Source organism: Actinoallomurus purpureus (assembly GCF_024055795.1).
Lineage (GTDB): Bacteria > Actinomycetota > Actinomycetes > Streptosporangiales > Streptosporangiaceae > Actinoallomurus > Actinoallomurus purpureus.
The window spans coordinates 38,039-63,368 of sequence record NZ_JAMXMY010000002.1; the positions used below are offsets into that span (position 1 = coordinate 38,039).

25 protein-coding genes are annotated in these 25,330 nt (G+C 70.8%); 19 read left to right on the forward strand and 6 right to left on the reverse strand.

Annotated elements, in window-relative coordinates; genetic code table 11:
- Positions 1 to 37: 37 nt before the first annotated feature.
- Entirely contained in the window at positions 38 to 175 is a 138-nt protein-coding gene (locus NE236_RS04740) for a hypothetical protein (protein ID WP_252840566.1), read from the reverse strand.
- On the opposite strand from NE236_RS04740, the gene NE236_RS04745 reads away from it, so the two are divergent.
- Positions 168 to 662, forward strand: coding sequence for a Tn3 family transposase (locus NE236_RS04745; RefSeq protein WP_252840567.1), 495 nt, complete (start codon positions 168 to 170; stop codon positions 660 to 662). The genes NE236_RS04740 and NE236_RS04745 overlap by 8 nt on opposite strands.
- Before the next feature lie 175 nt (positions 663 to 837).
- Here the strand turns inward: NE236_RS04745 and NE236_RS04750 are convergent, their stop codons facing one another.
- Together NE236_RS04750 and NE236_RS04755 are read right to left on the reverse strand one after the other, a co-directional pair.
- On the reverse strand, positions 838 to 2,076 hold the full coding sequence (locus NE236_RS04750; protein ID WP_252840568.1) for a serine hydrolase domain-containing protein: 1,239 nt from the start codon (positions 2,074 to 2,076) through the stop codon (positions 838 to 840).
- A gap of 129 nt (positions 2,077 to 2,205) precedes the next feature.
- Positions 2,206 to 2,565, reverse strand: a complete 360-nt coding sequence (locus NE236_RS04755; RefSeq protein WP_225303135.1) for a DUF1048 domain-containing protein — start codon at positions 2,563 to 2,565, stop codon at positions 2,206 to 2,208.
- Positions 2,566 to 2,875: 310 nt separating this feature from the next.
- On the opposite strand from NE236_RS04755, the gene NE236_RS04760 reads away from it, so the two are divergent.
- The 3 genes from NE236_RS04760 (at position 2,876) to NE236_RS04770 (ending at position 5,921) form a co-directional block, all read left to right on the forward strand.
- Complete coding sequence (locus tag NE236_RS04760) at positions 2,876 to 3,604, forward strand: GbsR/MarR family transcriptional regulator (protein WP_225303134.1); 729 nt, start codon at positions 2,876 to 2,878, stop codon at positions 3,602 to 3,604.
- A gap of 378 nt (positions 3,605 to 3,982) precedes the next feature.
- Positions 3,983 to 4,279, forward strand: coding sequence for a carboxymuconolactone decarboxylase family protein (locus NE236_RS04765; protein WP_289849993.1), 297 nt, complete (start codon positions 3,983 to 3,985; stop codon positions 4,277 to 4,279).
- A 154-nt stretch (positions 4,280 to 4,433) separates the two neighbouring features.
- A complete protein-coding gene (locus NE236_RS04770) occupies positions 4,434 to 5,921 on the forward strand; it encodes a hypothetical protein (RefSeq protein ID WP_252840570.1) in 1,488 nt (495 codons plus the stop codon).
- 4 nt (positions 5,922 to 5,925) lie between these two features.
- Here NE236_RS04770 and NE236_RS04775 read toward each other — a convergent pair whose 3' ends face one another.
- Positions 5,926 to 7,158, reverse strand: coding sequence for an efflux RND transporter periplasmic adaptor subunit (locus NE236_RS04775; protein ID WP_252840571.1), 1,233 nt, complete (start codon positions 7,156 to 7,158; stop codon positions 5,926 to 5,928).
- A gap of 131 nt (positions 7,159 to 7,289) precedes the next feature.
- On the opposite strand from NE236_RS04775, the gene NE236_RS04780 reads away from it, so the two are divergent.
- From NE236_RS04780 to NE236_RS04800, 5 genes are read left to right on the forward strand one after another with little or no spacing between them, the layout of a single operon-like run.
- On the forward strand, positions 7,290 to 8,516 hold the full coding sequence (locus NE236_RS04780; RefSeq protein ID WP_252840572.1) for an efflux RND transporter periplasmic adaptor subunit: 1,227 nt from the start codon (positions 7,290 to 7,292) through the stop codon (positions 8,514 to 8,516).
- Positions 8,513 to 9,274, forward strand: a complete 762-nt coding sequence (locus NE236_RS04785; protein WP_372494239.1) for an ABC transporter ATP-binding protein — start codon at positions 8,513 to 8,515, stop codon at positions 9,272 to 9,274. Before NE236_RS04780 ends, NE236_RS04785 begins: the two co-directional genes overlap by 4 nt.
- The gene (locus NE236_RS04790; RefSeq protein WP_252840573.1) at positions 9,271 to 10,545 is read left to right on the forward strand and encodes an ABC transporter permease; all 1,275 of its coding nucleotides are present in this window, start codon (positions 9,271 to 9,273) and stop codon (positions 10,543 to 10,545) included. The genes NE236_RS04785 and NE236_RS04790 overlap by 4 nt, the downstream gene beginning before the upstream one ends.
- Before the next feature lie 16 nt (positions 10,546 to 10,561).
- Positions 10,562 to 11,137, forward strand: a complete 576-nt coding sequence (locus tag NE236_RS44320) for a DUF5666 domain-containing protein (protein WP_252840574.1) — start codon at positions 10,562 to 10,564, stop codon at positions 11,135 to 11,137.
- Between the two features lie 34 nt (positions 11,138 to 11,171).
- Complete coding sequence (locus NE236_RS04800) at positions 11,172 to 11,603, forward strand: hypothetical protein (RefSeq protein WP_252840575.1); 432 nt, start codon at positions 11,172 to 11,174, stop codon at positions 11,601 to 11,603.
- Positions 11,604 to 11,643: 40 nt separating this feature from the next.
- Here NE236_RS04800 and NE236_RS04805 read toward each other — a convergent pair whose 3' ends face one another.
- Positions 11,644 to 12,798 carry an NADH-quinone oxidoreductase subunit D gene (locus NE236_RS04805; protein WP_252840576.1) on the reverse strand — a complete coding sequence of 385 codons (1,155 nt, stop codon included), beginning with the start codon at positions 12,796 to 12,798 and terminating at the stop codon, positions 11,644 to 11,646.
- A gap of 91 nt (positions 12,799 to 12,889) precedes the next feature.
- Here NE236_RS04805 and NE236_RS04810 point away from each other — a divergent pair, with 91 nt between their 5' ends.
- The 3 genes from NE236_RS04810 to NE236_RS04820 are packed head-to-tail and all read left to right on the forward strand — an operon-like array spanning position 12,890 to position 16,190.
- Positions 12,890 to 13,552, forward strand: coding sequence for a PH domain-containing protein (locus NE236_RS04810; RefSeq protein WP_252840577.1), 663 nt, complete (start codon positions 12,890 to 12,892; stop codon positions 13,550 to 13,552).
- A complete protein-coding gene (locus NE236_RS04815) occupies positions 13,549 to 15,003 on the forward strand; it encodes a PH domain-containing protein (RefSeq protein WP_252840578.1) in 1,455 nt (484 codons plus the stop codon). The genes NE236_RS04810 and NE236_RS04815 overlap by 4 nt, the downstream gene beginning before the upstream one ends.
- Positions 15,000 to 16,190: a cytochrome P450 gene (locus NE236_RS04820; RefSeq protein ID WP_252840579.1), complete on the forward strand. Its 1,191-nt coding sequence runs from the start codon at positions 15,000 to 15,002 to the stop codon at positions 16,188 to 16,190. The genes NE236_RS04815 and NE236_RS04820 overlap by 4 nt, the downstream gene beginning before the upstream one ends.
- On the opposite strand, the gene NE236_RS04825 is transcribed toward NE236_RS04820, so the two are convergent.
- Positions 16,175 to 17,182, reverse strand: coding sequence for an SAM-dependent methyltransferase (locus tag NE236_RS04825; protein ID WP_308209045.1), 1,008 nt, complete (start codon positions 17,180 to 17,182; stop codon positions 16,175 to 16,177). The genes NE236_RS04820 and NE236_RS04825 overlap by 16 nt on opposite strands.
- A 90-nt stretch (positions 17,183 to 17,272) precedes the next feature.
- Here NE236_RS04825 and NE236_RS04830 point away from each other — a divergent pair, with 90 nt between their 5' ends.
- The 7 genes from NE236_RS04830 (at position 17,273) to panC (ending at position 25,289) form a co-directional block, all read left to right on the forward strand.
- Positions 17,273 to 18,478, forward strand: coding sequence for a sensor histidine kinase (locus NE236_RS04830; protein WP_252840580.1), 1,206 nt, complete (start codon positions 17,273 to 17,275; stop codon positions 18,476 to 18,478).
- Complete coding sequence (locus tag NE236_RS04835; protein WP_252840581.1) at positions 18,475 to 19,158, forward strand: response regulator; 684 nt, start codon at positions 18,475 to 18,477, stop codon at positions 19,156 to 19,158. Before NE236_RS04830 ends, NE236_RS04835 begins: the two co-directional genes overlap by 4 nt.
- Positions 19,159 to 19,602: 444 nt before the next feature.
- Complete coding sequence (locus NE236_RS04840) at positions 19,603 to 20,349, forward strand: ABC transporter ATP-binding protein (RefSeq protein WP_252840582.1); 747 nt, start codon at positions 19,603 to 19,605, stop codon at positions 20,347 to 20,349.
- Position 20,350: 1 nt separating this feature from the next.
- Positions 20,351 to 22,849, forward strand: coding sequence for an ABC transporter permease (locus tag NE236_RS04845; RefSeq protein ID WP_252840583.1), 2,499 nt, complete (start codon positions 20,351 to 20,353; stop codon positions 22,847 to 22,849).
- A gap of 163 nt (positions 22,850 to 23,012) precedes the next feature.
- Positions 23,013 to 23,330 (forward strand): chaplin family protein, encoded by a 318-nt coding sequence (locus NE236_RS04850; protein ID WP_252840584.1) that lies wholly within the window; start codon positions 23,013 to 23,015, stop codon positions 23,328 to 23,330.
- Between the two features lie 187 nt (positions 23,331 to 23,517).
- Positions 23,518 to 24,435 carry a Rossmann-like and DUF2520 domain-containing protein gene (locus tag NE236_RS04855; protein WP_252840585.1) on the forward strand — a complete coding sequence of 306 codons (918 nt, stop codon included), beginning with the start codon at positions 23,518 to 23,520 and terminating at the stop codon, positions 24,433 to 24,435.
- Positions 24,432 to 25,289 (forward strand): pantoate--beta-alanine ligase, encoded by an 858-nt coding sequence (panC, locus tag NE236_RS04860; RefSeq protein WP_252840586.1) that lies wholly within the window; start codon positions 24,432 to 24,434, stop codon positions 25,287 to 25,289. The genes NE236_RS04855 and panC overlap by 4 nt, the downstream gene beginning before the upstream one ends.
- The last annotated feature ends 41 nt before the right edge of the window (positions 25,290 to 25,330 follow it).

Below are 25,330 nucleotides of genomic sequence, written 5' to 3' on the forward strand. Positions count from 1 at the left end.
ACCTCCGCATGCGACCGTCCCGAACACTTTCGCAATGTCAGCTATCTCCTCCCCGGTCACCGGTCACGGTCAGCCGCCCGGTCTTGCCCTGCGCCGCCAGCCGTACGTCCTCCAGGGCGCCCTCCGCCTCCGGCGACTGGGAGCTGATTGCCCAGCAGTACGACCAGATGGTCAAGTACGCCACCGCGCTGAAGCTGCGCACCGGTGAAGCTGAACAGGTGCTACGCCGTTTCACCCGCGGCGGCCCTAAGCACCCCACCTACCGGGCCATTGAGGAGGTGGGCCGGGCGGTCAAGTCGATCTTTATCGCCGATTACATGGCCTCCGAAGGGCTACGCCGGGAGATCCACGAGGGCCTGCAGGTGGTGGAGAACTGGAACTCCGCCAACGCCGATCTGTTCTACGGCAAGGCCGGCACCATCGGCGGAACTGACCGGGAGAACCAGGAGGTCTCCATGCTCGCTCTGCACCTGCTGCAGTCGGCCCTGGTCTTCGTTAACACCGTCCTGGTTCAGTCGCTGCTGAAGGACCCGGCCTGGGCTGAGCGGCTCACCGACGCCGACCGGCGCGCGCTCAGTCCGCTCTTCTGGTCGCACGCCAACCTGTACGGCACTTTCCACATCGACATGGACACCCACCTGGACCTGGGCTTGGCCGCCTGAGAAGTGCCTCCGGCCATGATGTGGTCGGCGTGGTACAGGCCCTGGGTGAGCGGGCGGGGCGCGTGCTCGTCGGCCGTGCTGGGGGAGACAAAGGTGATCGCGGAACGTGGTGGCGTCGAAGGCCGGAGCCTGGTCGAGGTCTTTCTGCCGGAGCGATCTCGACCAGGTAGGCGGGTCAGTTGTCGATTGCCTGGTAGAGGGTGGTCCAGAAGTCGTTGATGGCGTTCGCCGAGTCGGGGGTGGACATCCCGGTCTGGGTGAGCAGGATGCCGACGAGGCCGTTCTCGGGGTCGGCGTAGGTGGTGGTGCCGGCTCCGCCGTCCCAGCCGAACTGGCCGATGGGCGCGTAGTCGCCGCGGTAGGTGCGTACCGCCATGCCGAAGCCCCAGCCGCCGTGCTGTCCCAGGCCGTACCCCGTATGGAGGACGTTGCGGGCATAGACCTCTCGGGCGGCTTGCTGCTCGGGCGTGAGGCGGTTGGTGGTCATCAGCTCGACGGCGGCCCGGGACAGGATGCGTCGGCCGTCGTGCATGCCGCCGTTGAGGAGCATGCGGAAGTAGGCGTGGTAGTCGTCGGCGGTGGAGTCGAGTCCGCCGCCGCTGGACGGGAACGCCGGAGGCTTGCTGTGGTGTCCGCCTTCGGCCGGGTCTTCCACGTTGAGCTCTCCGGTCTGCCAGTCGGGGGCGTACAGGGGCGGCAGCCGGTGGATCTTGTCGGCGGGCACGTGGAAGGCGGTGTCGGTCATGCCGAGGGGGTCGAAGATGCGCTCGCGCAGGAACGTCTCGAACGGCTGGCCGGTGACCCTGGCCACCAGCACGCCGAGCACGTCGTCGCTGAGGTTGTACTGCCAGCGCTGTCCGGGCTGGTAGGCCAGCGGGAGCGTACCGAGGCGGCGCATCCACTCATCCGGCCCCGGTTCGGGCAACAGCCATCCGTCCTCCTGGCCGTAAACCCCCTGCTCGAAGAGCGCGCCCATGATCGGAGCGGTCTTCGCCGTCAGATCCAATCCGAGCCCGCACGTGGAGGTGAGCAGGTCCCGTACGGTGATCGGCCGCCGCGCCGGCACGGTCTCGTCCAGCGGGCCGTCGGGCCGCTTCAGCACCTGCCGGTCGGCGAGTTCGGGCAGCCACGAATCCACCGGCTCGTCCAGCCGCAGCCGGCACTCATCCAGCAGGACCATCGTCGCCGACACCGCGACCGGCTTGGACGTGGAAGCCATCCGGAAGATGGTGTCCCGGCTCATCGGCGCGCCCCCGTCATGGCGCATTGTCCCGATCGTTTCGACGTGTGTCTCCTCGCCTCGGCTGACCAGGGCGACGAGTCCGGGAATCTTCCCGGACTCGACATGCCCGGCCAGCACCTCGCGCAGTCTGTCCAGCTCGGTCTTGGAGAAGCCGCTGTTGCTGTGTCCCATCACAAATTTCCTTACATACAAGTGTTCGATACACAACGTTGATCTTGCGTGACCCGTCCCGTCCCGGCGTGGCGCTCGGCCTCGGGCGCGATGTGCTGGGTCGTCGTCAGACGGTCTTGTCGTGTTTCCTTAACCGGCGGCGCGCTCGATGGCGTCGGTCAGTTGCTTCCGCGCACGGGCGGGGACGTAGCCGCCGTCGGTGTAGTTCCGGGCGAACGCCTCGGCGAATTTCACCGGGTCCTGCCCGACGATCTCGCGGATCGGCGTTCCGTCCGCCGCGGCCTGTTCGAACAGGGCGGCGAGGTCTTCGAACCTCGACGCGTCGCTGTCGGCGTCAGTCGGCACGAAGTGCATCATGTGCCGCTGAATAGCTTCGACCGCTGTGCGGTAGTTCGGCGGAAGCTGTCGTACGCGTGCCTGGTACTGCCGCCACCGCCGCTTGGGGCCGATCATCATCGCGACGAAACCGCCGAATTTGGTGTCGGACATGGTGATCCGTCTCCTTTGTGGAGCTGTTCGAGCCGTTGTGTGGGGAAGCTCCAGATCCTCCACCAGGCCGGTTGTTCATGCATCGCTGAACGTCTGCGACAGTACATTGCATTCATAGATGAGTCAACATCTTGGGAAAGCCGATAAGCCTGTTCAAGCGCAGTCTGTGGACGAATACTGCAATGAGTATGACGCTGATTGCAATAGATGATCAAGATCTGTGTTGCAATGGACTTCGAGTGATTGCATACTGTGCGGCGGGAGTGCGGGCGCCGAGGCGCGCACGCCGGCAGATGGGAGACGAGCACCGATGCCCGGAGACAGACTCACCGACGAGGACCGTCGGCACATCGCTACAGGGCTGGCCGAGGGGCTCGGATACACCGAGATCGGCCGGCGTCTCGGGCGGCCCGGCTCAACCATCATGCGGGAGGTCACCCGCAACGGCGGACCCGACGATTACCGGGCGCAGCGGGCGCAGGAAGCCACCCAGCAGCGTGCGCGCCGACACCGGCAGGCCAAACCTCCGGCGCCGCCGATCGGCGACAGCAGCCACGGGCGCGACCCCCAGGCGGTCCAGAACGTCACCGAATCCTTCGCCACGCTCCTTGAGCAGCAAGGGATGCCCCGGATGGCGGCCAGGGTGCTGGCCTGCCTGCATGTCACCGACTCCGGCAACCTCACCGCCGCCGACCTGGTCCAGCGGCTTCACGTCAGCCCCGCGTCGATCTCGCAGACCGTCGCCCTCCTGGAACAGCAGGGACTCCTCAAGCGGGAACGAACTCCCGGCGGGCGCCGCGAACGCTACGTCGTCGACGACGAGCTCTGGGTCCGCTCCACCCTCGCGGCTCTGCAGATGAACGAGACCCTGGCCGCCACCTCGCAGCGCGCGGCGGAGGTCCTCGGGGCCGCGACCCCGGCCGGCGCCCGCTTCTGCTCCTCTGCCGAGTTCCTGCTCCTCGTGAACGCGAGCCTCGGACAGGTCATGGAGCAGTGGCAGCAGAACCAGGACGAACGGAACGCCAGGCACCGGTCATGATCTCTCGCGGCTTTCGGCGGGGCCCAGGAAGGGATCCCCTATGAAGACGCACTCCCACCATCGCTCACTCCTGCGCGGCATGCCATGTACGCGATAACGGCCAGCGCCACAGCGCCGCCACCCACCTCGGCGACGCCGAAGTCCCGCTCCAGCTCATCATGGGCAAGACCCGGCACAAGAACCCCCGCACCGCCATGCGCTACGTCAAACCCGGCGCCGAAGCCATAGCCAAGGTCACCGAGGCCCTGGCACCCCGCCGCCGTACCCACTAATCAACGGAGTGGCGGCTCGCCGCAGCTATAGGGGCTCTCGGGCCGTCGCAGGGATTACCCAGAGCTACTTTGGGGCTGGGGCCACGTTCGGGAGAAGACCCCCGAACTGGGCCACCAGGTGGTCGCGTGGGCGTTCGGCGACATGTACGCCCGTCCCGAACTGCCGCCCCGCGACCGGCAACTGGTCACCCTCGGCGTGCTGACCGCGCTCGGTGGCTGTGAGATCGAGCTGGAGGTGCACGTCAACGCCGCGCTCAACGTCGGTCTCGCGCCCACCGAGATCGCCGAGGCGCTGCTGCACTCGGCCGTCTACTGCGGGATGCCGAGGTCCATCAACGCGACGCTCGTCGCCAAGAAGGTCTTCGCCGAACGGGGCCTGCTTCCGATCACGAACGTGGCCTGACGGCGAGGCACGCGGTCGCCGCTCCCGGTGAGCGGCGATCGCCGAGGACCACGAAACGCTTCGTGTGGTGGCCTGGTGTGGCCAATAGACATGCGCGCATTGTCTGGAATGTATGGTTTGTGATCTTGATTCTGGGCTGTGGCGGAGGTTGGTCATGGGGTTCGGGAGACGTGCACTCATCACCGGGCTCGCCGGTGCTCTCACCCTCGCGGCGCTGCCCGCGACCGCGTCGGCCACGACCTGGCGGTACCTCACGATCAAGGGGTTGAGCCGGGCCGGGAAGGTGCCCTGGATCACCGCACAGATCTACGACCCGGCCGCCAAGAAGTCCTGGCCGGTCATGGGCCGTGACAACGCCGTCGCGAAGCTGCCGGACAAGCGGACGTACGAGATCTACGCGACTCTCGCCCGGGCCGAGCTGCGCGAGTCGCCGGAGAACACCGTCGTTCTCACGACCTTCAAGCTGTCCAAGGGCCACGACAAGGTCACGCTGAGCGCCAAGAGCGGGAAGCCGATCGACGTGTCGGTCGGCGACTCGTCCGTCCAGGGACGGATCCGGGTCCACGTACGGCACGGGGCCATGGACTTCACCACCGACGACGTTCCCGGGCGGCTGTACGCCGTACCCGTCAAAAGGTCCGGGGTGACCTTCACCCAGGGCAGCACGTGGACCGGCTCGGGCCTGCTCTACCGCCTCGGCACGTCGTACTCCGGGGGCGTCCCCGCCGGGGTGACCCAGCACGTCACCAAGGCGGACCTCGCGGCGGTCAAGGTCACCTACCGGTCGTTCGGCGACGGCATGAAGGTGAATCCGCGCTGCCGGGGCGCCATCTGGGGCGGCGACGACGAGATGTGGCTGGACGCGCCCGCCACGGTCACCGAGTACGTCCAGCCGGGCGCAGCCTGCAAGCGGGAGCTGTGGTACGAGTCGTCGTCCCATCCGCTGTTCGGCAACGTGACGGTCGGCACGCGCACGTACGCCAAGGGCGAGGCCCCCGCGGAGACCTGGAACGCCGCGGTGTTCGCGCCCGCCGTCCCCGGCGGCTACCGCACCGGGGACACGTTGCACTACACGCCGGCCAACCTGCTGTCCGACGGCCCCGGCAACTGGGGATTCGACCAGTTCACCATCGCGAACGTGAAGCTGCGGTCCGGCACGAAGACGCTCGGGCTCGACGCGTACGAGCCGGACGTCACGCTGGGGAAGAAGACGGCGACCTACCGGCTCGACGTGACGGCGACCCGCGACGGCGCCGAGGCGACGCTGTCCGACCGCGTCCTGGTGAGCTGGGTGTTCAAGTCCGCGCGGACGGCGAAGAAGACGGCGCTGCCGCTGACCACGGTGCGGTTCGCGCCGCGCGGCCTCGACGTCCGGAACGCCGCCGCGCCCGGCTCCACGACCGAGATCCCGGTCCGTGTCGTGACCAACCCGGGCGCGACGGCCCACGCGGTCACCACACTGAAGGTCGAGGCCTCCAGCGACGGGGCGAAGACCTGGCAGAACCTCCCCGTCGCGAACGGCGTCGTCTCGGTCGTGAACCCGGCCGAGACGGGGTACGTCGCGCTGCGGGCGACCGTGGTCGACAGCGCCGGGAATCAGGTGACCGAGACCGTCTCGCGCGCCTACCGCGTGGCGGGCTGACCGGCTACCCGGACGTCACCACGCGTTCGCCCTTCGACAGACCCGACTTGATCTCGATGTACGTGTCGCCGCGGACGCCGATGGTGACCGTACGGGTGACGGTCCGGTCGCCCTGGCGCACCCGGACGGTGGAGGTCCCGTGGGACCCGGTCCGTACGGCCGACGACGGCACGTAGAGCACGTCCGCCGCGGACGCCGTGGTGACCGACACGGTCCCGGACTGGCCGATCAGCACCTTGGACGGCACGTCGTCGAACGCGATCATCACGCCGTACTTCACGAGCCGGTCGCTGGTCGTGGCGTTCGCGTCGATGTGCGTGACCGACCCCGCGTACGTCTTCGCGCTGTCGGTGCTGAGAGTGATCTTCGCTTCCTGGCCGATATGGACGTGCGCCACGTCGTTCTGGGAGAACGTCGCCTTCAGCTGCAGTTCCTTCAGATCCCCGATGGTGATGAACGTGGACGAGGCCGAGGCGGTGTCCCCGGCCTGACCGTTCACGGCGAGAACGGTGCCGTCGATCGGCGCCTTGATGACCGTTCCGGCCAGGGTGCGTTCCGCCTGGGTCACGGTGTTCTTCGCCTGGATCACCCTCGCCTCGAGTTGCGCCGTCGACGTCGTCCCGCCCGGTGATCCCGAGGATTTCCCGGAGCCCGGTGATTTCGACGCTCCGGAGTTCTTCGGAGTGCTCGGCGCGGTCGACGGCCGTTTCGTCGGACGCGGCGTGGTGGAGGTCTTCGTGGTGGGCGTCGGCGACGCCGTGGTCGTCGGCCGGTAGGCGGCCAGGGCGATCGTCGCGCCGCCGGTGACTCCCGCTCCGGCCGCGCCGGCGCCGGTCCCGCCGGTCGTGGTCGTATCGGCGCCGGAGAGGGTGGCCTCGGCGGCGGTCAGCGCCGCACGGGCCGCGGTCACGTCTTCGAGGGCCTTCGTCTGGTCGATCCGCGCCAGGCGGGCGCCCTCCTTCACCTTCGCGCCGACCTTGACGTACACCTTCTTCACCGTTCCGGACGTGCTGAACGTCAGGTCGCGGCTGTCGGCGCTCGCGACGTTCCCCGCCGCGCCCGCCGTGGCGGTCACCTCGCCCTCGGCCACCGGCGCGTACGTCGAGGCCGTCCCGGTCCGGCCGCTCGCGCCGACGCTGACGGCCGTCACCGCGCCGATCACCACGACCCCGATTACGCCGGTCGCCACCTGGGTACGTTTCAGCCGGAAATCCGGCGCGGACACCCGCAATCTCATGGCGCGCCATGCTGGCGTGCCGAGATGACACGGACCTGGGTACAAAATGAGAGTTTCCTTGGAAACAACTCTCATCATTTTCTTATTTTCGGATTAGGGTAATTCAACCTCGCTCCGCCAGCTTGTGCCAGGTGAAACGTCTACTCAGACGCAGATCCCTCGTGATCAACGGCACGCTGGGCGTTCTGCTGGTCGCCGGTATCGGCGTCGGATATCTCTCGCTGACCGGCGGGGACGACTCGGCGGGAGCGTCCGCCCTCAGTCGTACGACCCAGGTCGTGCGCGGCACCGTCGTCTCGTCGGTGTCGGCCTCGGGGTCGGTGGATAGCGCCAAGAGCCGGTCGCTCTCCTTCACGGCCTCCGGCACCGTCGCCAAGATCTACGTCCAGGCGGGTGACAAGGTCTCGAAGGGCGAACTGCTCGCCCGGCTCGACACGACCTCCGCCCAGGAGAACCTGACGTCGGCCAAGGCGAACCTCAGCGCCGCCGCGGACGGCGACACCTCCAGCGCCTCCGGCTACTCGTCGTACGTCTCGGCGAAGAACGCCTACAACCAGGCCGTCCGTGCCCTGGCGGGGACGGAGCTGCGGGCGCCCTTCGCCGGCACGGTCGCCGTCGTCAACGGTACGGTCGGAGGCTCGTCGAGCGGCTCGGGCTCCTCCGGATCGTCCTCCGGGTCGCAGAGCTCCGGCTCCTCCGGTGGTTCGTCCGGCGGTGGCTCGGGCGGTGGCTCGGGTGCCTCGTCCGGGTCGTCGAGCACGAGCAGTTCGTCGAGCAGCTCGTCCGGGAGCGGCTTCGTCGAGCTGGCCGATCCGAAGAAGCTCCAGGTCACCGGGGAGTTCACCGAGGCGGATGCGATCAAGCTGAAGGCCGGTCAGCGCGCCACCGTCTCCTTCGACGCGCTCAGCGGCGTGACCGCCACCGGCAAGGTGACCCAGATCGACATGTCGCCGACCACGAGCAACAACGTCGTGGAGTACGGCGCGACCATCACCCTCACCACGATCCCGGGCTCGGTGCGGATCGGCCAGACCGCGACCGTGCAGGTGACCACGGCCACCGCGCAGAACGTCCTGTACGTTCCGGCGGCCGCCGTCCGGACCGCCGGCGGGCAGAGCACGGTCACCGTGCTCCAGGGCGGCAAGCAGGTGATCAAGCCCGTGCAGACGGGCGTCAAGGGCGGCCAGGGCACCGAGATCAAGTCCGGGCTGAACGAAGGGGACCAGGTCGTGATCACCACGACGACCACCAGCACGAGTGGTTCCAGCGGCTTCGGCCGGGCCGGTGGCGGCCTCGGAGGCGGCGGCATCGGCGGGGGCGGGGCTCCCGGCGGCGGGGCCGGCGGAGGCCGGCCGTGACGCCCGGGCCGATGGTCCTCGACGTACGCGCGGTGACCAAGGTCTACGGCCAGGGCGACACGGCCGTGCACGCCCTGCGCGGCGTGTCCCTCCAGGTCGAACGCGGCGACTACGTCGCGATCATGGGGGCGTCCGGGTCCGGCAAGTCGACGCTCATGAACATCCTCGGCTGCCTGGACGTCCCGAGCGGCGGCCGCTACCTGCTCGACGGCACCGACGTCGGCGCGCTCGACGAGCGCCGGCTCTCGATCCTGCGCAACCGCAAGATCGGTTTCATCTTCCAGTCGTTCAACCTGATCCCGAGGATGTCCGCGCTCGCCAACGTCGAACTGCCGCTGGCGTACGGCGGCGTCAAGGCACCGGAGAGAAGGCGGCGGGCCCAGGCGGCCCTCAGCCAGGTCGGGCTCGGCGACCGGATGGACCACGAGCCGAACGAGCTGTCCGGCGGCCAGCAGCAGCGCGTCGCCGTCGCCCGCGCCCTGGTCACGGCCCCCGCGCTGCTGCTGGCCGACGAACCCACCGGCAACCTGGACACCCGCTCCACCGCGGACGTGCTCGGCATCCTCGACCAGCTCAGCCTGTCCGGCCGCACGATCGTCCTGATCACCCATGAGGACGAGGTCGCCGCCCGCGCCAAGCGGGTGATCCGGCTGGTGGACGGCGGGATCATCGAGGACCGCCGGCTACGGCGGGCCGGGCAAACAGGGGTGGCCGGGCCGCCGCCCGTCGCCGTGCCGCTCGCGGAGGGCGCCCGGTGAGCACCTGGGAGGTCCTGCGGTTCGCCGTGCGCGGCCTGACCGCCAACAAGATGCGCAGTGCGCTGACCATGCTCGGCATCCTCATCGGCGTCGGTGCCGTGATCATGCTGGTGGCGGTCGGGAACGGCTCGTCCGAGCAGATCAAGAACAACATCTCCCGGCTCGGCGCCAACTCGCTGACCGTCATGAAGTCGACGTCGGGCGGTGGAGGCGGCGGAGGCGGTGGCTTCGGCGGGTTCGGCGGTGGCACGCGGAGCCGTCAGCAGAGCAACGGCCCGCGGACCCAGGCGCACGACCTCACCGTCGACGACGCCAAGGCGCTCGTCGACCCGGTGAACGCCCCCTCCGTCAAGAGCGCCTCCCCGGTGACGACCTCCTCGTCGGTCACGACGACGTACGAGGGCACGAGCCACTCGATCAGCCAGTTCGTCGGGACCTTCCCCGCCTACTTCGCCGCCGCGAACAAGGAGATCGCCCGGGGAGCGGCGTTCACGGACGACGACGTGACGAGCAGCCGGAAGGTCCTGGTGATCGGCCAGACGGTGGCCGAGGACCTGTTCGGCACCGTCGACCCGCTGAACAAGCAGGTCAACGTGGGCGGCACGCCGTTCACGGTCGTCGGCGTGCTCAAGGAGTCGGGCTCGTCCGGCATGCAGGACGCCGACGACGTCGCGATCGGCCCGCTCACCGCCGTTCAGCAGAACATCACCGGGTTCGGGTCCTTGAGCTCCATCGTCGTGGAGGCCAAGAACTCCAAGGTCACCGACCAGGCTCAGAGCGAGGTGACCGACGTCCTGAACCAGCGGCACGAGATCTCCGGGTCCAACAGCGCCGACTTCCAGATCCTGAACCAGGCGAGCCTGCAGTCGGCGGTCAGCGCCTCCAGCCGGACCTTCACCGTGCTGCTCGGCGCGGTCGCGGCCATCAGCCTCCTGGTCGGCGGCATCGGCATCACCAACATCATGCTCGTCACCGTCACGGAACGCACCCGCGAGATCGGCATCCGCAAGGCCATCGGGGCGCCGAAGGGCGCGATCCTCGGCCAGTTCATCGCCGAGGCGACCGTGCTCAGCCTCATCGGCGGCGTACTCGGCGTGCTCGTCGGTGTCGTCGGCAGCCTGTTCAAGGTCGTCGGGGTCCAGCCGGTGATCGTGCCCTCCTCGATCGCGCTGGCCTTGGGCGTGTCCGTCGCGATCGGGCTGTTCTTCGGCAGCTACCCGGCCAACCGGGCGGCCAAGCTGCGCCCGATCGAGGCCCTACGCCATGAGTGACCCCAAGGAGAACGACGTGAGTGGTCGCAGAACGTGGACGTCGTACGACGAGCCGGGGGCGCACCCGGCCTCCGTCACCCGTGACGACGTGCTCTCCACCTCGCCGTTCGACGGCGACCTGGAGACCGAACTGGCGAAGGCCCCCAAGAGCCGGAAACTGCCCGGCCTGACGACCTACCTGGGCGCCGGCGCGCTGGTGGCGGCCGGATTCGGCGTCGGCGCCCAGGTCGACCGCCACTTCGGCGACCACACGACCACCGCGGCCCAGACCGCCCGGACGATGCCCGGAGGCGGGATGCCGGGCGGCGGGATGCCGGGTCGCTCCGGCACCGGTCAGGGCCAGAACACCGGACGGGCGTCCGGCGGCACCACCGGCACCGTGCAGAAGGTGGCCGGCAAGACCGTCTACGTCCGGACCGCCGACGGGGTCGTCCGGGTCACCGTGACCGGTACCACCAAGGTCCACGTGCTCCGGAGCGGCTCGGCATCCGCCCTCAAGACCGGCGCGAACGTCACCGTCCAGGGCACTCAGGCCAAGGACGGAACCCTCACCGCCACGTCCGTCACCCAGGGCACGTCATCCGGCGGCTGACGGGCCGGCGAAACCCCTCTCGAAGGAGAACGACATGGTCACCAGGCAGATGACGATCCGGGTGTTCGGCGGCACGGCCGTCGCGGGGGCCCTCCTGCTCAGCGCCGCGTGCGGCGGCGGCAGCGACAAGGCCTCGGCGCAGAGCGGCGGGCAGGCCGGCCAGCGCGGCGGCCCGAACTCCAGCGCGATGACCGCCTACCGCCAGTGCATGGAGAAACAGGGCGTGAAGATGGTCGGCCGCGGCCCCGGTGGGCCGGGCATGGGCGCGCCGAGCGGCAGACCGAGCGGCAGACCCTCGGGCACGCCCACCGCCAGGCCGTCGGGACGCCCGAGCGGCATGCCCACGATGTCCGCCGCGCAGAAGAAGGCCGCCCAGGCCTGTGCCTCCCTCCGCCCCAGCGCCGGCCCCGGCGCGCCGGGCGGTCAGCCGGGCGGCCAGAACGGCGGAAACCAGCCCGGCTCCTGATCAGTAGGGTGCGACCAGGTGCTCCCTGAGCGCTCGCCGGCTACTTGTCGATGTCGCCGACGACGAAGAACATCGAGCCCAGGATGGCGATCATGTCGGCGACGAGGTGGCCGGGCAGCATCTCGGTGAGCACCTGGATGTTGTTGAACGACGCCGACCGCAGCTTCAACCGCCACGGGGTCTTCTCGCCGTGGGAGACGAGGTAGTAGCCGTTGATGCCGAGAGGGTTCTCCGTCCAGGCGTACGTGTGGCCCTCCGGCACCTTCAGCACCTTCGGCAGCCGTACGTTGATCGGCCCGGGCGGGAGCTCTTTCAGCCGCGCGACGCAGGCGTCGGCGAGGTCCAGTGAGGCGTGCACCTGGTCGAGCAGGCACTCGAACCGGGCCAGGCAGTCGCCCTCGGTGCGGGTGACGACCCGCAGCACGTCCTTCAGCTCGCCGTAGGCGAGGTACGGCTCGTCGCGCCGCAGGTCGAAGTCGACGCCGGAGGCGCGGGCGATGGGGCCCGACACGCCGTACTGCTCGATCTGCTCGCGGGTCAGCACGCCGACGCCGCGCGTGCGGGCCCGGAAGATCTCGTTGCCGCTGATGAGCCGGTCGAGGTCGCCGATGCCATGCCGCACCCCCGCGACCGCGTCGGTGACCCGGCCGAGCCACCCGGCGGGCAGGTCCTCCTTCAGGCCTCCCACCCGGTTGAACATGTAGTGCATCCGGCCGCCGGAGATCTCCTCCATGACGCGCTGCAGCTGCTCGCGCTCCCGGAACGAGTAGAAGATCGGGGTGATCGCACCGATCTCCAGGGGGTACGAGCCGAGGAACATGAGGTGGTTGAGGACGCGGTTCAGTTCGGCCAGGAGCGTCCGCGCCCAGACCGCGCGTACGGGCACCTCCATGCCCAGCATGCGTTCGACCGCCAGGACGACGCCCAGCTCGCTGGCGAACGCCGACAGCCAGTCGTGCCGGTTGGCGAGCATGATGATCTGCCGGTAGTCGCGGACCTCGAACAGCTTCTCCGCGCCCCGGTGCATGTACCCGATGATCGGCTCGGCGGAGGAGATCCGCTCGCCGTCGAGCGTGAGCCGCAGGCGCAGCACGCCGTGCGTTGAGGGGTGCTGCGGCCCGATGTTGAGCGTCATGTCCTCGGTGGCGAGGTCCTTGGTCCCCGCCCCCACGCCCACGATCCGCTCAGTGCTCAAGAAATGCTCGCCTTCTCGCTCGCTCCGGTCACCATCGTGCCACGGGTGCTCTCGCGGAACGCGACCCAGTTGGGGTTGACTTGTCTTCACCATGAACGCTGGCGATCAGTACACGAACCCTGGCGAGGCGCACGACATGCCTCCGGGCAGCCCGAGCATCCTGCCGCCCGGCGCGCCGCCCCTCCCGCAGCGGGGCCCGCTGCCTCCACCTCCCGCCCCCAGCGGGCCGTCGGGGCCCTCTCCGGTGCCCATCGGCGGCCGGGCGGAGCAGGCGTTCGATCCGCCGAGCGGGATGGCGTGGGCGCGTGTCTCGCCGCGGCTGACCTGGCACCGGCGCATCGCCGTGCTGCTGTGGGCGCTGCCGATCACGGTCATCGGCGCCTTCGTGCTGTCCCGGACGATCGGCCTCCCCGGCGGGCTGATCTGGCTCGCCGTGGTCCTGGTCGCCTGCGCGATGAGCTGGATCGTCGCCGAGCTGAGCTACCGGTCGTGGGGTTTCGCCGAGCGCGCCGACGACCTCCTCGTGACGCACGGCTTCTTCGTACGGCACCTCGTAGTCGTGCCGTACGGGCGCATGCAGTACGTCGACGTGACCGCCGGGCTGCTCGAACAGTGGCTGGGGGTGGCGACCGTACGCCTGCACACCGCGGCCGCGGCCACCGACGCGCGCATCCCGGGCCTGCCCGCCCGCGACGCCGCGATCCTGCGCGACCGCCTCGCGCAGAAGGGCGAAGCGAGGTCGATCGGCCTGTGAACGGTCCCTACGGTCCGGGCGGGCCGCCGTACGGGCCGTCCCATGTGCCGCGCCCGCAGTTCGGGCCGCCGATGTACGGGCCACCACCGCCGGGCTACGGCCCCCCGCAACCGTACGGGCCCCGGCCCCAGCCGCCGGTGCACTTCTCCCAGGGCGTGCACCGGCTGCACATGGCCACCGCGGTGATCAACGCGGTGGGGGTCGTGGTCATCGCCTTCGTGCTCGGCGGATACTCGCTGCTGGTCACCCAGACCTCCGGTGGCATCGCGCTGATCCTCACCCCCCAGGTGATCGCTCGTTTCCTCATCGTGATGCTGCCGGTCAGCGGCGTCGCGGTGGCCGTCGGCTTCTGGACCTGGTGGTCGCTGAAGTTCTGGATCGCCGGAGACGACCTGGTGGTCGAGACCGGCATCCTGCGCCGCCGCAACCGCCGGATCCCGCTGTCGCACATCCAGGCGGTCGACGTCGTACGGCCGCTCGTGTCCCGGCTGTTCGGGCTCGCCGAGGTGCGGGTGGAGCTGGCCGGCGGCGACCAGGCCGAGACGAAGTTCCGCTATCTCGGGCGGCCGATGGGCGAGCAGCTGCGGGCCGAGCTTCTGGCCCGGGCCGCCGGGCTGCCGGGCCACACGCCCGAGGCGCCCGAACGCCCGTACTGGCGGGTGGGGTTCGGTGCGCTGCTGAGCTCGCAGCTGATGAAGCTGCCCGTCATCGGGGCCCTGCTGCTGTTCGTGGGCCTGCTGGTGTTCGGCTTCACCTTCGGTGAGCTCGGCGTGCTGGCCGCCGCGCTCCCGGTGCTGCTCGGCCTGGCCCGCGGCGTGATCGCGCCGCTGGTCATGCACACCAACTTCACGGCGGCCCTGTCCCCGGACGGCCTGCGACTGCGGTACGGCCTGATGGAGACCCGGATGCAGACCGTGCCGCCGGGCCGGGTGCAGGCCGTCCGGGTCGTGGAGCCGCTCCTGTGGCGCGGCAACGGCTGGGCGCGCATCGACGTCACGGTCGCCGGCTACGTCGGAGACCGGCAGGCGCTGTCGTCGGTGCTGCTGCCGGTGGCGCCCCGGCACGTCGCCATCCAGATGGTCAGCCTGGTCTTCCCGGGGACGAACGCCGAGGCGGTGCCGCTGCTGCCCGCGCCGCGCTCGTGGCTGGCGCCGTTCGGCATGGGCGAGGCCGGCACCGACGACGCGGTGTTCGTCACCCGCCGGGGCCGGGTGTGCCGGCGGCTCGACGTGATCGCTCACGCGCGGGCGCAGAGCGTCCGTCTCACCGCCGGCCCGCTGCAGCGGCTGCTCGGGCTCGGCACCGTCCACATCGACGCGCCGCCCGGCCCCGTCCAGGTCGCCGCCGAGAACCGCGAGCTCGGCGAGGCCCGGGCGATCGTGGAGTCGGCGGCCGGGCGGGCCGACCGGGCCCGCGCGACCGACATCAGCACCGAACGGTGGGCCCGGTGAACGACTACGCCCCGGGGTCGCCGGCCTTCGTCGCCGACCCGTACCCCGCCTTCGACCGCCTGCGCCGCGAGTCGCCGGTCCTCTTCCACGAGCCGACGGACCAGTGGGTCATCACGCGGTACGCCGACGTCAACGCGCTGCTGCGGGACCGGCGGCTCGGCCGGACGTACCTCCACGTCGCCACCGACGAGGAGTTCGGCCGGGAGCCGCAGCCGGAGTTCCTCGAACCGTTCTGGGACCTCAACAACGCGGGCATGCTCGACATGGAGCCGCCGGACCACACCCGCCTGCGGCGGCTGGTGTCGAAGGCGTTCACCCCGCGCATGGTCGAGGACCTGCGGCCCCGGATCCGGGCGCTCGCCGAGGGCCTCGTGGGCGGCCTCGTCGAGCGGGGCGGCGGCGACCTGGTCGCCGAGGTCGCCGAGCCGCTGCCGGTGACCGTGATCGCCGAGATGCTCGGCGTCCCGGAGGGCGATCGGCACCTGCTGCGGCCCTGGTCGGCGGACATGTGCGGGATGTACCAGCTGAACCCGTCGGAAGAGATCCAGCACGCGGCGGTGCGCGCCTCGATCGAGTTCTCCGACTACCTGCGCGACCTGTCGCGCCTGCGCCGGAAGGAGCCGGGCGACGACCTCATCAGCGCGCTCTGCCAGGTCGACGGGCTCACCGAGGGAGAGCTGATCGGCACCTGCGTCCTGCTGCTCAACGCCGGGCACGAGGCGACCGTGAACGCCACCGGCAACTCCTGGTGGGCACTGCTGCGCAACCCCGGGGAGCTGGAGCGGTTGCGCGCGGACCACGGCCTCATCGGCACGGCGGTGGAGGAGCTGCTGCGGTACGACACGCCGCTTCCGCTGTTCGAACGCTGGGTGCTGGAGGACATCGAGGTCGGCGGGGTGCCGATCCCGCGCGGCGCCGAGGTCGCCCTGCAGTTCGCCTCGGCCTGCCGGGACCCGGAGGTGTTCGCCGACCCGGACGTCCTCGACCTGTCCCGTACGCCCAACCCGCACCTGGCCTTCAGCGCGGGCATCCACTTCTGCCTGGGCGCGCCGCTGGCCCGGGTCGAACTGGCCGAGTCGTTCCGCGCGATCCTCCGGCTCGCCCCCGGGCTGAGCCTGCGAGCGGAGCCCGAGTGGAAGCCGGGCTTCGTCCTGCGCGGCCTGCGGTCGCTTCAGGTGACCGTCTGACCGGCGTCCAGTACGGCGGGCACGTCGACGCCGACGGTCTGGATGAGCCATCCGAAGCTGCCCAGGCCGGACGGGTCGATGAGCTCGGCGTCCTCGCCGGCGGCGCGCAGCGCCTGGATGTAACCGCGCGGGTCGGAGCGGGCCAGCTCGAGCGCGGGGCGCTCGCCGCGTAGTCCGAGGGCGCGCAGTGCGGCGCGCTGGGTGGTCAGCAGGGTGGCGGTCGCACCGGCGCGCCGGCCCGTCTCGCAGCAGGCGTCGAGCGCGACGTGCGCGGTGATGTCGCAGGAGCCGTCGGGCACGGGGGAGACGCAGCGGCCGTCGCGGTAGCCGGTCAGTGTGCCGTACGGCGGGCGGTGGTCCCGCTCGTGCGCGTAGTCGACGGCCAGGGCCAGACCGCCCCGCAGCCGCTCGATCACCGACCCCCACGCCGCGCAGCGATGCCGGCCGACCTCCGCGCGGTCACCCGGCTCGCGCAGCGGCCACCAGCGCTCCAGCCACTCCGTGTCCTCCGCGGCGGGCGCGGGACCCGGCAGCTCGGCGCCGGTGCGCGGGTCGACGACGACGAGACGTGGCCCGTCGCCGGTCAGCTCGACGACGTCGAGGGGCACGTTGTCGAGCCACTCGTTGGCGATGACCAGTCCGGTGATCTGGTCGGGCAGGGAGGACCGCCACTCGATCGAATCGTTCAGCCCGTCGGGGCGCGGGGCGACCTCGACGGCGATCGGGCGCAGCCGTCCGGACAGGCCCGCCACGGGCAGGATCTCGGTCAGCAGCTCCCCGCAGCCCGCGCCCACGTCGACGAGGTCGAACCGGGGCGGGTGGCCGAGGGCGGCGTCGACCTCGACGATCAGCCGCGCCAGGGCCAGCGCGAACCGGTGCGAGGCGTGCACAGAGGTCCGGAAGTGCGCGGCGGGCCGCTCGCCCCGCGTGTAGAACCCCTCGGGCCCGTACAGCGCCCGCTCCATCGCCGTCCGCCACCCGACCTGACTCACGCCCTGACCGTACCGCGTGCGCCTCGGGGCGGATGCCGGGTCAGACCTTCGGCTGACGCGGATCCCGATGACCGAACGTACGCTGATGCGGTGTTCGCCCGTGTTCTCCCCTGGCTCCGGCGGCATCCCCGGATGCTCGACCTGCTGTGGGCACTGCCCGTCATCGCCGTCTCGTTGAGCGTCATCGAGACGTTCCTCCACCCGATCCTCCAGGGCCAGCGCCCCATCGCCTGGTCCACCTACCTGGCCCTCGTCGCCGCGATGTGCGTCCCGATGATCTGGCGCCGCCGGTGGCCGCGCGCGGTGTTCGCGGTCGTCGCGGTCGTCGCGTTCGTGCAGTGGGCGTTCAACGTCCAGGTCGGGCCGGCGGATCTCAACCTGTTCGTCATGCTGTACACGATCGCGGCCACGTGCACGGTCCGCTGGTCGGTCGCTGCGGCGGCCATTCTCGAGCTCGGCGCCGTGCTCGCCGTGTGGCGCTGGTGGGTGAACGCCGGCCAGACGTGGGGCACGCTGGTCCCCTTCACGATCTTCGTCGGGGCGATGTGGTTCTGGGGGCTGTACGTCAGTACACGGCGGAAGTACACCGCCGAGCTGGAGGAGCGGGCGAAGCGCCTGGAACGCGAACGCGACGCGCACGTGCAGGTCGCGGCGGCGGCCGAACGCGCGCGGATCGCCCGCGAGATGCACGACGTGATCGCGCACAGCGTCAGCGTCATGGTGGTCCAGGCCGACGGCGCGTCGTACATGGTGGACCTCGACCCGGCGCGGGCGAAACGGGCGATGGAGACGATCGGGGCGACCGGGCGGCAGGCGCTCACCGAGATGCGGCGCATGCTCGGCGTGCTGCGCGAAGGCGGCGACGCCGGCCCGTACGCTCCGCAGCCCGGCATCGAGCAGCTGACCGAGCTGGTCGGTCAGATCCGCTCGGCGGGGCTGCCGGTCGGCCTCACGGTCGAGGGGGTGCCCTCGGAGCTGCCCACCGCGTTGCAGTTGGCGGTCTACCGGATCGTCCAGGAGGCGCTGACGAACACCCGCAAGCACGGCGGACCCGCGGCCACGGCGGCGGTGAACCTCCACTACGGTGATGACGCGGTGGAGATCCGCATTCGCGACGACGGCCGGGGCGCGGCCGCCGCCGATGACGGACAGGGCCACGGGCTGGTCGGTATGAGCGAACGCGCCGCCCTGTACGGCGGGTCGGTGCGCACCGGCCCGCGACCCGGCGGCGGGTACGAGGTCTTCGCCCACCTCCCGGTGACCGAACCCCGACGAGCGGAGACGAGCGCGGCATGACGGACGAGACCAGGCCGATCCGGGTGATGCTCGTCGACGACCAGGAACTCGTGCGCGCGGGTTTCCGCATGGTGCTCGACGCGCAGCCGGACCTGGAGGTCGCCGGTGAGGCCGGCGACGGTGAGCAGGCCCTGCGCGTTCTCCAGGGGACTTCGGCGGACGTCGTGCTGATGGACGTGCGGATGCCGCGCATGGACGGCATCGAGGCCACCCGGCGGATCTGCGCGCTGCCGGACGCTCCCAAGGTGATCATCCTGACCACCTTCGACCTGGACGAGTACGCCTTCGCGGCGCTGAAGGCCGGGGCGTCCGGGTTCCTGCTCAAGGACGCCGGGCCGACGCAGCTGATCGAGGCCATGCACGCGGTGTGCTCCGGTGACGCGGTCGTCGCGCCCAGCACCACGCGCCGCCTGATCGACAAGTTCGTGCCCCACATCCCGGCCGAGGAACCGGTGCCGGACGGCAGGCTGGACACTCTGACGGCCCGCGAGCGGGAAGTGCTGGGCCTCGTCGCCAAGGGACTGTCCAACGGGGAGATCGCCGGCCGCCTGTACGTCTCCGAGGCGACCGTCAAGACGCACGTCGGCCGCGTCCTCATGAAGCTGGAGCTACGGGACCGGGTCCAGGCGGTCGTGTTCGCGTACGAGGCCGGCCTGGTCCGCAGCGGCGCGACCGACTGACGGCCCGGTCGGGCGCCGCGCACACCCGCGCCGACACCGCCCGCTATCGCCCTGGCCTGGCGTGATAAATGCCCATGTAATGGGCGCCGACGGCACGTCACTGCCTCAGCCGCCGTCCACTGAGACGACAATTTTCTCGTCTGAGTAGACGCCGTGGAAACACACGGATCCCCCCGGGACGATTTCGAGGCTGCGTGTTTCGGAAAAGAATCCGGCGCGGGCGAGGTTCGCGCCCATCGGCCGTAAGTTGCGCATCGATTTCGATCGTCGTGACGTTTCCGTCGCCGACCCGGCAGCACAATGTCCCGTACGACCGGAGTCTGATCGCGCGCGGGGCTGTGTCACCGAGAAGGCTGACGAAAGCCTCCCCTGCGGGCCGATGGCGGATCGGCGCCCGGAATCTAGCGTCGATCGCGACATTCCGCAGCGATCGAGGAGTCATCGGTGACAAGCACCGTCGTAGGCGCTCCGCCCGCCGTCCTGGCCGAGAACGTGGTCAAGGAGTACGGCTCCGGCGAGGCCGCCGTCCGCGCCCTGCACGGGGTGAGCGTGGGGTTCGCCCGCGGCGCCTTCACCGCGATCATGGGCCCGTCGGGGTCCGGCAAGTCCACGCTCATGCACTGCCTGGCGGGCCTGGACACGGTCAACCAGGGCGCGATCCGCATCGGCGACGTGGAGATCACCCGGCTGTCGGACAAGCAGCTCACCCTGTTGCGCCGCGACCGGGTCGGCTTCATCTTCCAGGCGTTCAACCTGTTGCCCACGCTGACCGCCGAGCAGAACATCCTTCTGCCCCTGGAGCTGTCGGGCCGTACGCCGGACCGCCGGTGGTTCGACCAGGTCGTCGACACGATCGGGCTGCGCCCGCGCCTGACCCACCGGCCCAGCGAACTGTCCGGCGGCCAGCAGCAGCGGGTGGCATGCGCCCGCGCCCTCGTCAGCCGGCCCGAGGTGATCTTCGCGGACGAGCCGACCGGCAACCTCGATTCCAGGTCCGGCGCCGAGGTCCTGTCGTTCCTGCGCTCCTCGGTACGGGAGATGGGCCAGACGATCGTGATGGTCACGCACGACCCGGTGGCGGCCTCGTACGCCGACCGCGTGGTGTTCCTGCGCGACGGGCGGATCACCTCCGAGCTGCACCGGCCCACGCCGGACAGCGTCCTGGACGCGCTGAAGAGGCTGGAGTCCTGACGTGCTGAAGACGACACTGGCCGGGCTCCGCGCGCACCTGCTGCGCCTCATGCTCACCGCCCTCGCCATCACCCTCGGCGTGGGCTTCGTGGCCGGCACGTTCGTGCTGACCGACACGATGAAGGCCGGGTTCGACCGGCAGTTCACCGCCTCCGCCGAGAAGGTCTCGGTGGCCGTCCTCGCCAAGGACGACAAGATCCCGGAGTCGACACTGCGCGCGGTCCGCGCCGTGTCCGGCGTTCAGGACGCCCAGGGACAGCTGCGAGGGGACGCCCCGCTGCTCGGCAAGGACGGCCGGGCGTACGGCGAGACGCCGACGCTGGGGATGTCGATGGCCACCGGCGCGCTGTCCCGCTACACGATCGAGAAGGGCCGCGCCCCGGCCGGCCCGGGCGAGGCCGTCCTGGAGAAGACGATCGCCGGGCACACGGGCTACCGGGTCGGCGACGCGATCCGGGTCCTGGACAAGAAGGGCACCGCCCACGCGTTCACCGTGACCGGCCTGGTCGACGTGGGCGTCGACCAGGAGATCGGCTTCCGTGGCGCCGTCGGGTTCACCAGGCCGGTCGCGGCGCAGATGACCGGCGAGCACGGCTACATGGAGATCGACGTCAAGGGCGCCCCCGGCGTCTCCGACGACCGGCTGCGCGCCGCCGTCGCCGCGGCGGCCGGGCCGTCGTTCACCACCGTGACCAGCCACGGACTCGCCAAGAAGCTGGCCGCCTCATCGGGCCTGGACGTCGACTCGATCGCCATGTTCTTCCTCGCGTTCGCGGTCGTGGCACTGTTCGTGGCCGCGCTGGTCATCTACAACACCTTCAATATTCTGATCGCCCAGCGGACTCGGGAGATGGCGCTGCTGCGCTGCGTCGGGGCGACCCGGGGCCAGGTCTTCCGGAGCGTCCTGATCGAGTCGGCGGTCGTCGGACTGCTGGCCTCGGCGCTCGGCGCGATCGTCGGAATCGGCCTCGGATACGGCGCGGCCCTCATCTTCAACTCCGGGAGCGGCATGCCGGGCGGCTCGCTGACCGTCTCGCCCACCCCGTTCCTCGTCGGCATCCCCGTGGGACTCGCCGTCACCGTGCTTTCGGCGCTGATGCCGGCCCGCGCGGCGACGCGGGTTCCGCCGGTCGCCGCGCTCCGTGCGCAGACGGAGGGACGGGTGAAGGGCCGGGCCGGCGTCCTCCGCGTCATCGCCGGCGCCCTTCTCGGCGCGGCCGGCATCGGCGTGGCCGTCCTCGCGCTGACCTCGAAACCAGGGCAGACCCCCTTCCTCATGGTCATGGTCGCGGGCGCATTGCTCTTCCTCGGTGTGATCGCGCTCAGCCCGCTGATCGTCCGGGCGCTGAGCGGGATCGTCGGCTGGCCGCCCGCGCGGATCTTCGGGGTGCCCGGCCGGCTGGCCCTGGCGAACTCCCGGCGCAACCCCAAGCGTGCGGCGGTCACCACGGTGGCGCTGACGGTGGGGGTCACACTGATGACGATGTTCTCGGTGGCGCTCACGTCGGTGCGCTCCACCGCGGACAGCAGCCTTCGCGACCAGTTCCCGGTCGACTACCAGCTGAGCACGCAGACGGGCGACGACGACCGGCCGATCGCCGGTGACGCGGTGGCCCGGTTGCGCGCCAAGCCGGAGTTCTCTGCCGTCATCGAGATCCGTACGGCGTCCGCCACGGTGGGCGGACACAAGGAGGACGTCGGGTCGATGACCCAGCGGTTCCTCGGCAGGGACCTCAAACCGAAGGTCACGGCGGGCTCCCTGACGGACCTGCGGCCGGGCGCCGTGGTGCTGCACCAGCGCCGGGCCGGTGGCCTCGGCGCGCGGGTCGGCGGGACGGTGTCCGTGCGGACCCGCCAAGGCACGGCGAACCTTCGCGTGGCCGCGATCGTCTCCGGGGAGTCGATCCTCCCCGACGTCCTGCTCGACGAGACGGACTTCACACGGTCGTTCGGCCCCAAGGATCCGGAGCAGGTCTATCTGATCGCCAAGCCGGGGATCTCGACGCTCTCCTCGCGGGCGGCCGTCGACGACGCGCTGAAGGCATACCCCGCGGTCCGGGTGCAGTCGGCGGCGGACATCAAGGACCAGCTGTCGAAGGCCCTCGACCAGGTCTTCCTGCTGGTCGCCGGCCTGCTCGCGCTGGCGATCGTCATCTCGCTGATCGGCATCGCGAACACGCTGACCCTGTCGGTGGTGGAGCGGACCAGGGAGTCGGCGCTGTTGCGGGCGTTGGGCCTGACCCGGCGCGGGCTGCGCCGGATGCTGTCGCTGGAGGCACTGATCATCTCCCTGATCGGTGCGCTCATCGGAGTGGTGCTGGGCACGGCGCTCGGCTGGGTCGCGATCTCCGCCGCCCTCGACAGCGCGGTGCTCGGACTGCCCATCGGCCGGATCGTCCTGTTCGTCGTGCTGGCGGCCGTCGCCGGCGTGGCAGCGGCGATCATGCCGGGAAGGCGGGCCGCGCGGACGTCGATCGTCGAGTCGCTGGCCGCCGAGTAGGGCGGCCGTTATCGACAGACGGCGACAAAACAGTCACTTTATGTAACGATCCGATTGCGCCAAGGTAGATCCGCTTACTGTTACCTGTGAGTATCTGGATAACTACCGTACGTACCGGCCGCTCTTCGGGGCGGCTGTGAACCGAAGTACGGGAGGAAATCAGGTGCTCAAGAAGCTCACCGCGGCCGGGGTGGCGGCGGCAGCCGTCACCGGCGCGCTGCTGCTCGCCGCCCCCGCCAACGCCGGCATCGGCATCGGCACGAGCGGCGAGGGAGGCGTCCTGTCCGGAAACCAGGTCCTGGTGCCGATCACGGCCCCGATCAACGTGTGCGGCAACAGCATCGCCGTCATCGGCGGCGCGATCGCCGGCTGCAAGGGCGGCTCCTCGGTCGGCGGCGGTCCCGGTTACCACCGCCCGCCCTGCCACCACCCCCACCGCCCGCCGTGCCACCGCCCTCACCGCCCGTGGTCGTCGTCCTGACCCGGTCGCAGAGGTAAGAGCGTTCACCGGCCCGCCCGCAGTGCCACCGGGCGGGCCGGTGTGCGGTCCGGCCGAGATAAGCTGTGGCCGCACCGTCCGGTACCCGCAAAGGACTGGAACGCCCTATGACCGAGCGAAACCGGCTCATCGACCGACCCCTGCCCCCGCCTCCGGAGACGGAGGCTGGATGACCGCGTCCCACGACCGGCCCGGACGGCTGGCCGTCGGCGTCGTCGGCGTCGGCCGCGTCGGTTCCGCCCTCGGTCACGCCCTCACACTCGCCGGCCACACCGTCGTCGCCGCCGCCGGCGTCTCCGAGGCCTCCCACGAACGCGCACGGCAGCGGCTCCCCGGCGTTCCGATCCGGTCCGTCCAGGAGGTCGTCTCCGCCGCCGACCTCGTCCTGCTCGCCGTTCCCGACGACGCGCTCGCGCCGCTGGTCGCGGGGCTGATCGCCACCGACGTCAAGGTCGAGGGCAAGTTGCTGGCGCACACGAGCGGCCGGTACGGCGTGCGCGTCCTGGAGCCCGCCGCGCGCGCCGGCGCCCTCCCGCTCGCCCTGCATCCCGTGATGACCTTCACCGGACGGCCCGACGACGTCGATCGGCTGGCCGGGATCAGCTTCGGCGTGACCTCGCCCGAGCCGCTGCGCCCCGTCGCCGAGGCCCTCGTCGTGGAGATGGGCGGTGAGCCCGTCTGGATTCCCGAGGACCGGCGCGCGCTCTACCACGCGGCGCTCGCGGGCGGCGCCAACCACCTCGTCACGCTCGTGGCCGAGTCGATGGACCTGCTGGCGCGGGTCGGCGTCGACGCGCCCGGCCGGATGCTCGGGCCGCTCCTCGGCGCGGCGCTCGACAACGCCCTGCGGCTCGGCGTGAAGGGCCTGACCGGCCCGGTCGTCCGCGGCGACGCCGGGACGGTCGCCGAGCACGTCGCCGAACTCGCCCGCGTCTCGCCCGAGGCGCAGGGAGCGTACATCGCCCTGGCCCGGCTCACCGCCGACCGCGCGCTGGCCGCCGGGCTGCTCCGCGCCGAAGACGCCGAACGCCTGCTCGATGCCCTCGCGGGCGGCTCTGGAGACGACACCGAGGGGACCCGAGAATGATGCCCGTCATCGCCCGCACACGTGAGGAAGTCGCCGCCGCCCGCGCCTCCCTGGGTACCGTGGCGCTCGTCCCGACGATGGGCGCGCTGCACGACGGCCACCGGTCGCTGCTGCGCCGGGCCCGCGAGCTGGCCGACGCCGTCGCGGTGAGCATCTTCGTCAACCCGCTGCAGTTCGGGCCGGGGGAGGACCTCGACCGGTACCCACGGACGCTCCCCGACGACGTCGAGATCTGCGCCGCGGAAGGCGTCGACCTGGTCTTCGCGCCGACGGTCGACGTCATGTACCCGCCGACCGCGCTCGGCGCGCGCGTCACGCTCGACTCCGGGCAGATGGGCACGATCGTGGAGGGTGCCTGCCGCCCGGGCCACTTCGACGGCGTGCTCACGGTCGTCCTCAAGCTGTTCAACCTGGTCCGCCCGGACATCGCCGTCTTCGGCGAGAAGGACGCCCAGCAGCTCGCGATGATCCGGCGGATGGTCGCCGACCTGAACGTCCCCGTCCGCGTCGCCGGCTCCCCGACCGTACGCGAGGAGGACGGCCTGGCGCTGTCCAGCCGCAACCGCTACCTGTCCGCGTCCGAGCGCCTCACCGCCCTGTCGCTGTCCATGGCCCTGCGCGCGGGCGCCGACGCGGTGGACGACGGCCCCGCCAAGGCCGTACGCGCGGCGCGGACCGTGCTCGACGGGGCGATCGCCGCCGACCCGCCGCTCGAGCTCGACTACCTCGTGCTCGTCGACCCGGAGACGTTCCGCGAGGTCGACGACGCCCACACCGGCTCGGCCGTCCTCGCCGTCGCCGGCCGGGTGGGCGCCACCCACCTGATCGACAACGTCCCCCTCCACTTCGGCTAAACCGTTTTGGAGTTTCACTGCCGCGCCCTTCGGAGTGACGC

Coding starts and splice junctions, on each gene's coding strand:
- NE236_RS04745 (WP_252840567.1), top strand. CDS start 168: ATGGTCAAGTACGCCACCGCGCTGAAGCTGCGCACCGGTGAAGCTGAA.
- NE236_RS04750 (WP_252840568.1), bottom strand. CDS start 2,076: ATGGGACACAGCAACAGCGGCTTCTCCAAGACCGAGCTGGACAGACTG.
- NE236_RS04755 (WP_225303135.1), bottom strand. CDS start 2,565: ATGTCCGACACCAAATTCGGCGGTTTCGTCGCGATGATGATCGGCCCC.
- NE236_RS04760 (WP_225303134.1), top strand. CDS start 2,876: ATGCCCGGAGACAGACTCACCGACGAGGACCGTCGGCACATCGCTACA.
- NE236_RS04770 (WP_252840570.1), top strand. CDS start 4,434: ATGGGGTTCGGGAGACGTGCACTCATCACCGGGCTCGCCGGTGCTCTC.
- NE236_RS04775 (WP_252840571.1), bottom strand. CDS start 7,158: ATGAGATTGCGGGTGTCCGCGCCGGATTTCCGGCTGAAACGTACCCAG.
- NE236_RS04800 (WP_252840575.1), top strand. CDS start 11,172: ATGGTCACCAGGCAGATGACGATCCGGGTGTTCGGCGGCACGGCCGTC.
- NE236_RS04810 (WP_252840577.1), top strand. CDS start 12,890: ATGAACGCTGGCGATCAGTACACGAACCCTGGCGAGGCGCACGACATG.
- NE236_RS04835 (WP_252840581.1), top strand. CDS start 18,475: ATGACGGACGAGACCAGGCCGATCCGGGTGATGCTCGTCGACGACCAG.
- NE236_RS04855 (WP_252840585.1), top strand. CDS start 23,518: ATGACCGCGTCCCACGACCGGCCCGGACGGCTGGCCGTCGGCGTCGTC.
- panC (WP_252840586.1), top strand. CDS start 24,432: ATGATGCCCGTCATCGCCCGCACACGTGAGGAAGTCGCCGCCGCCCGC.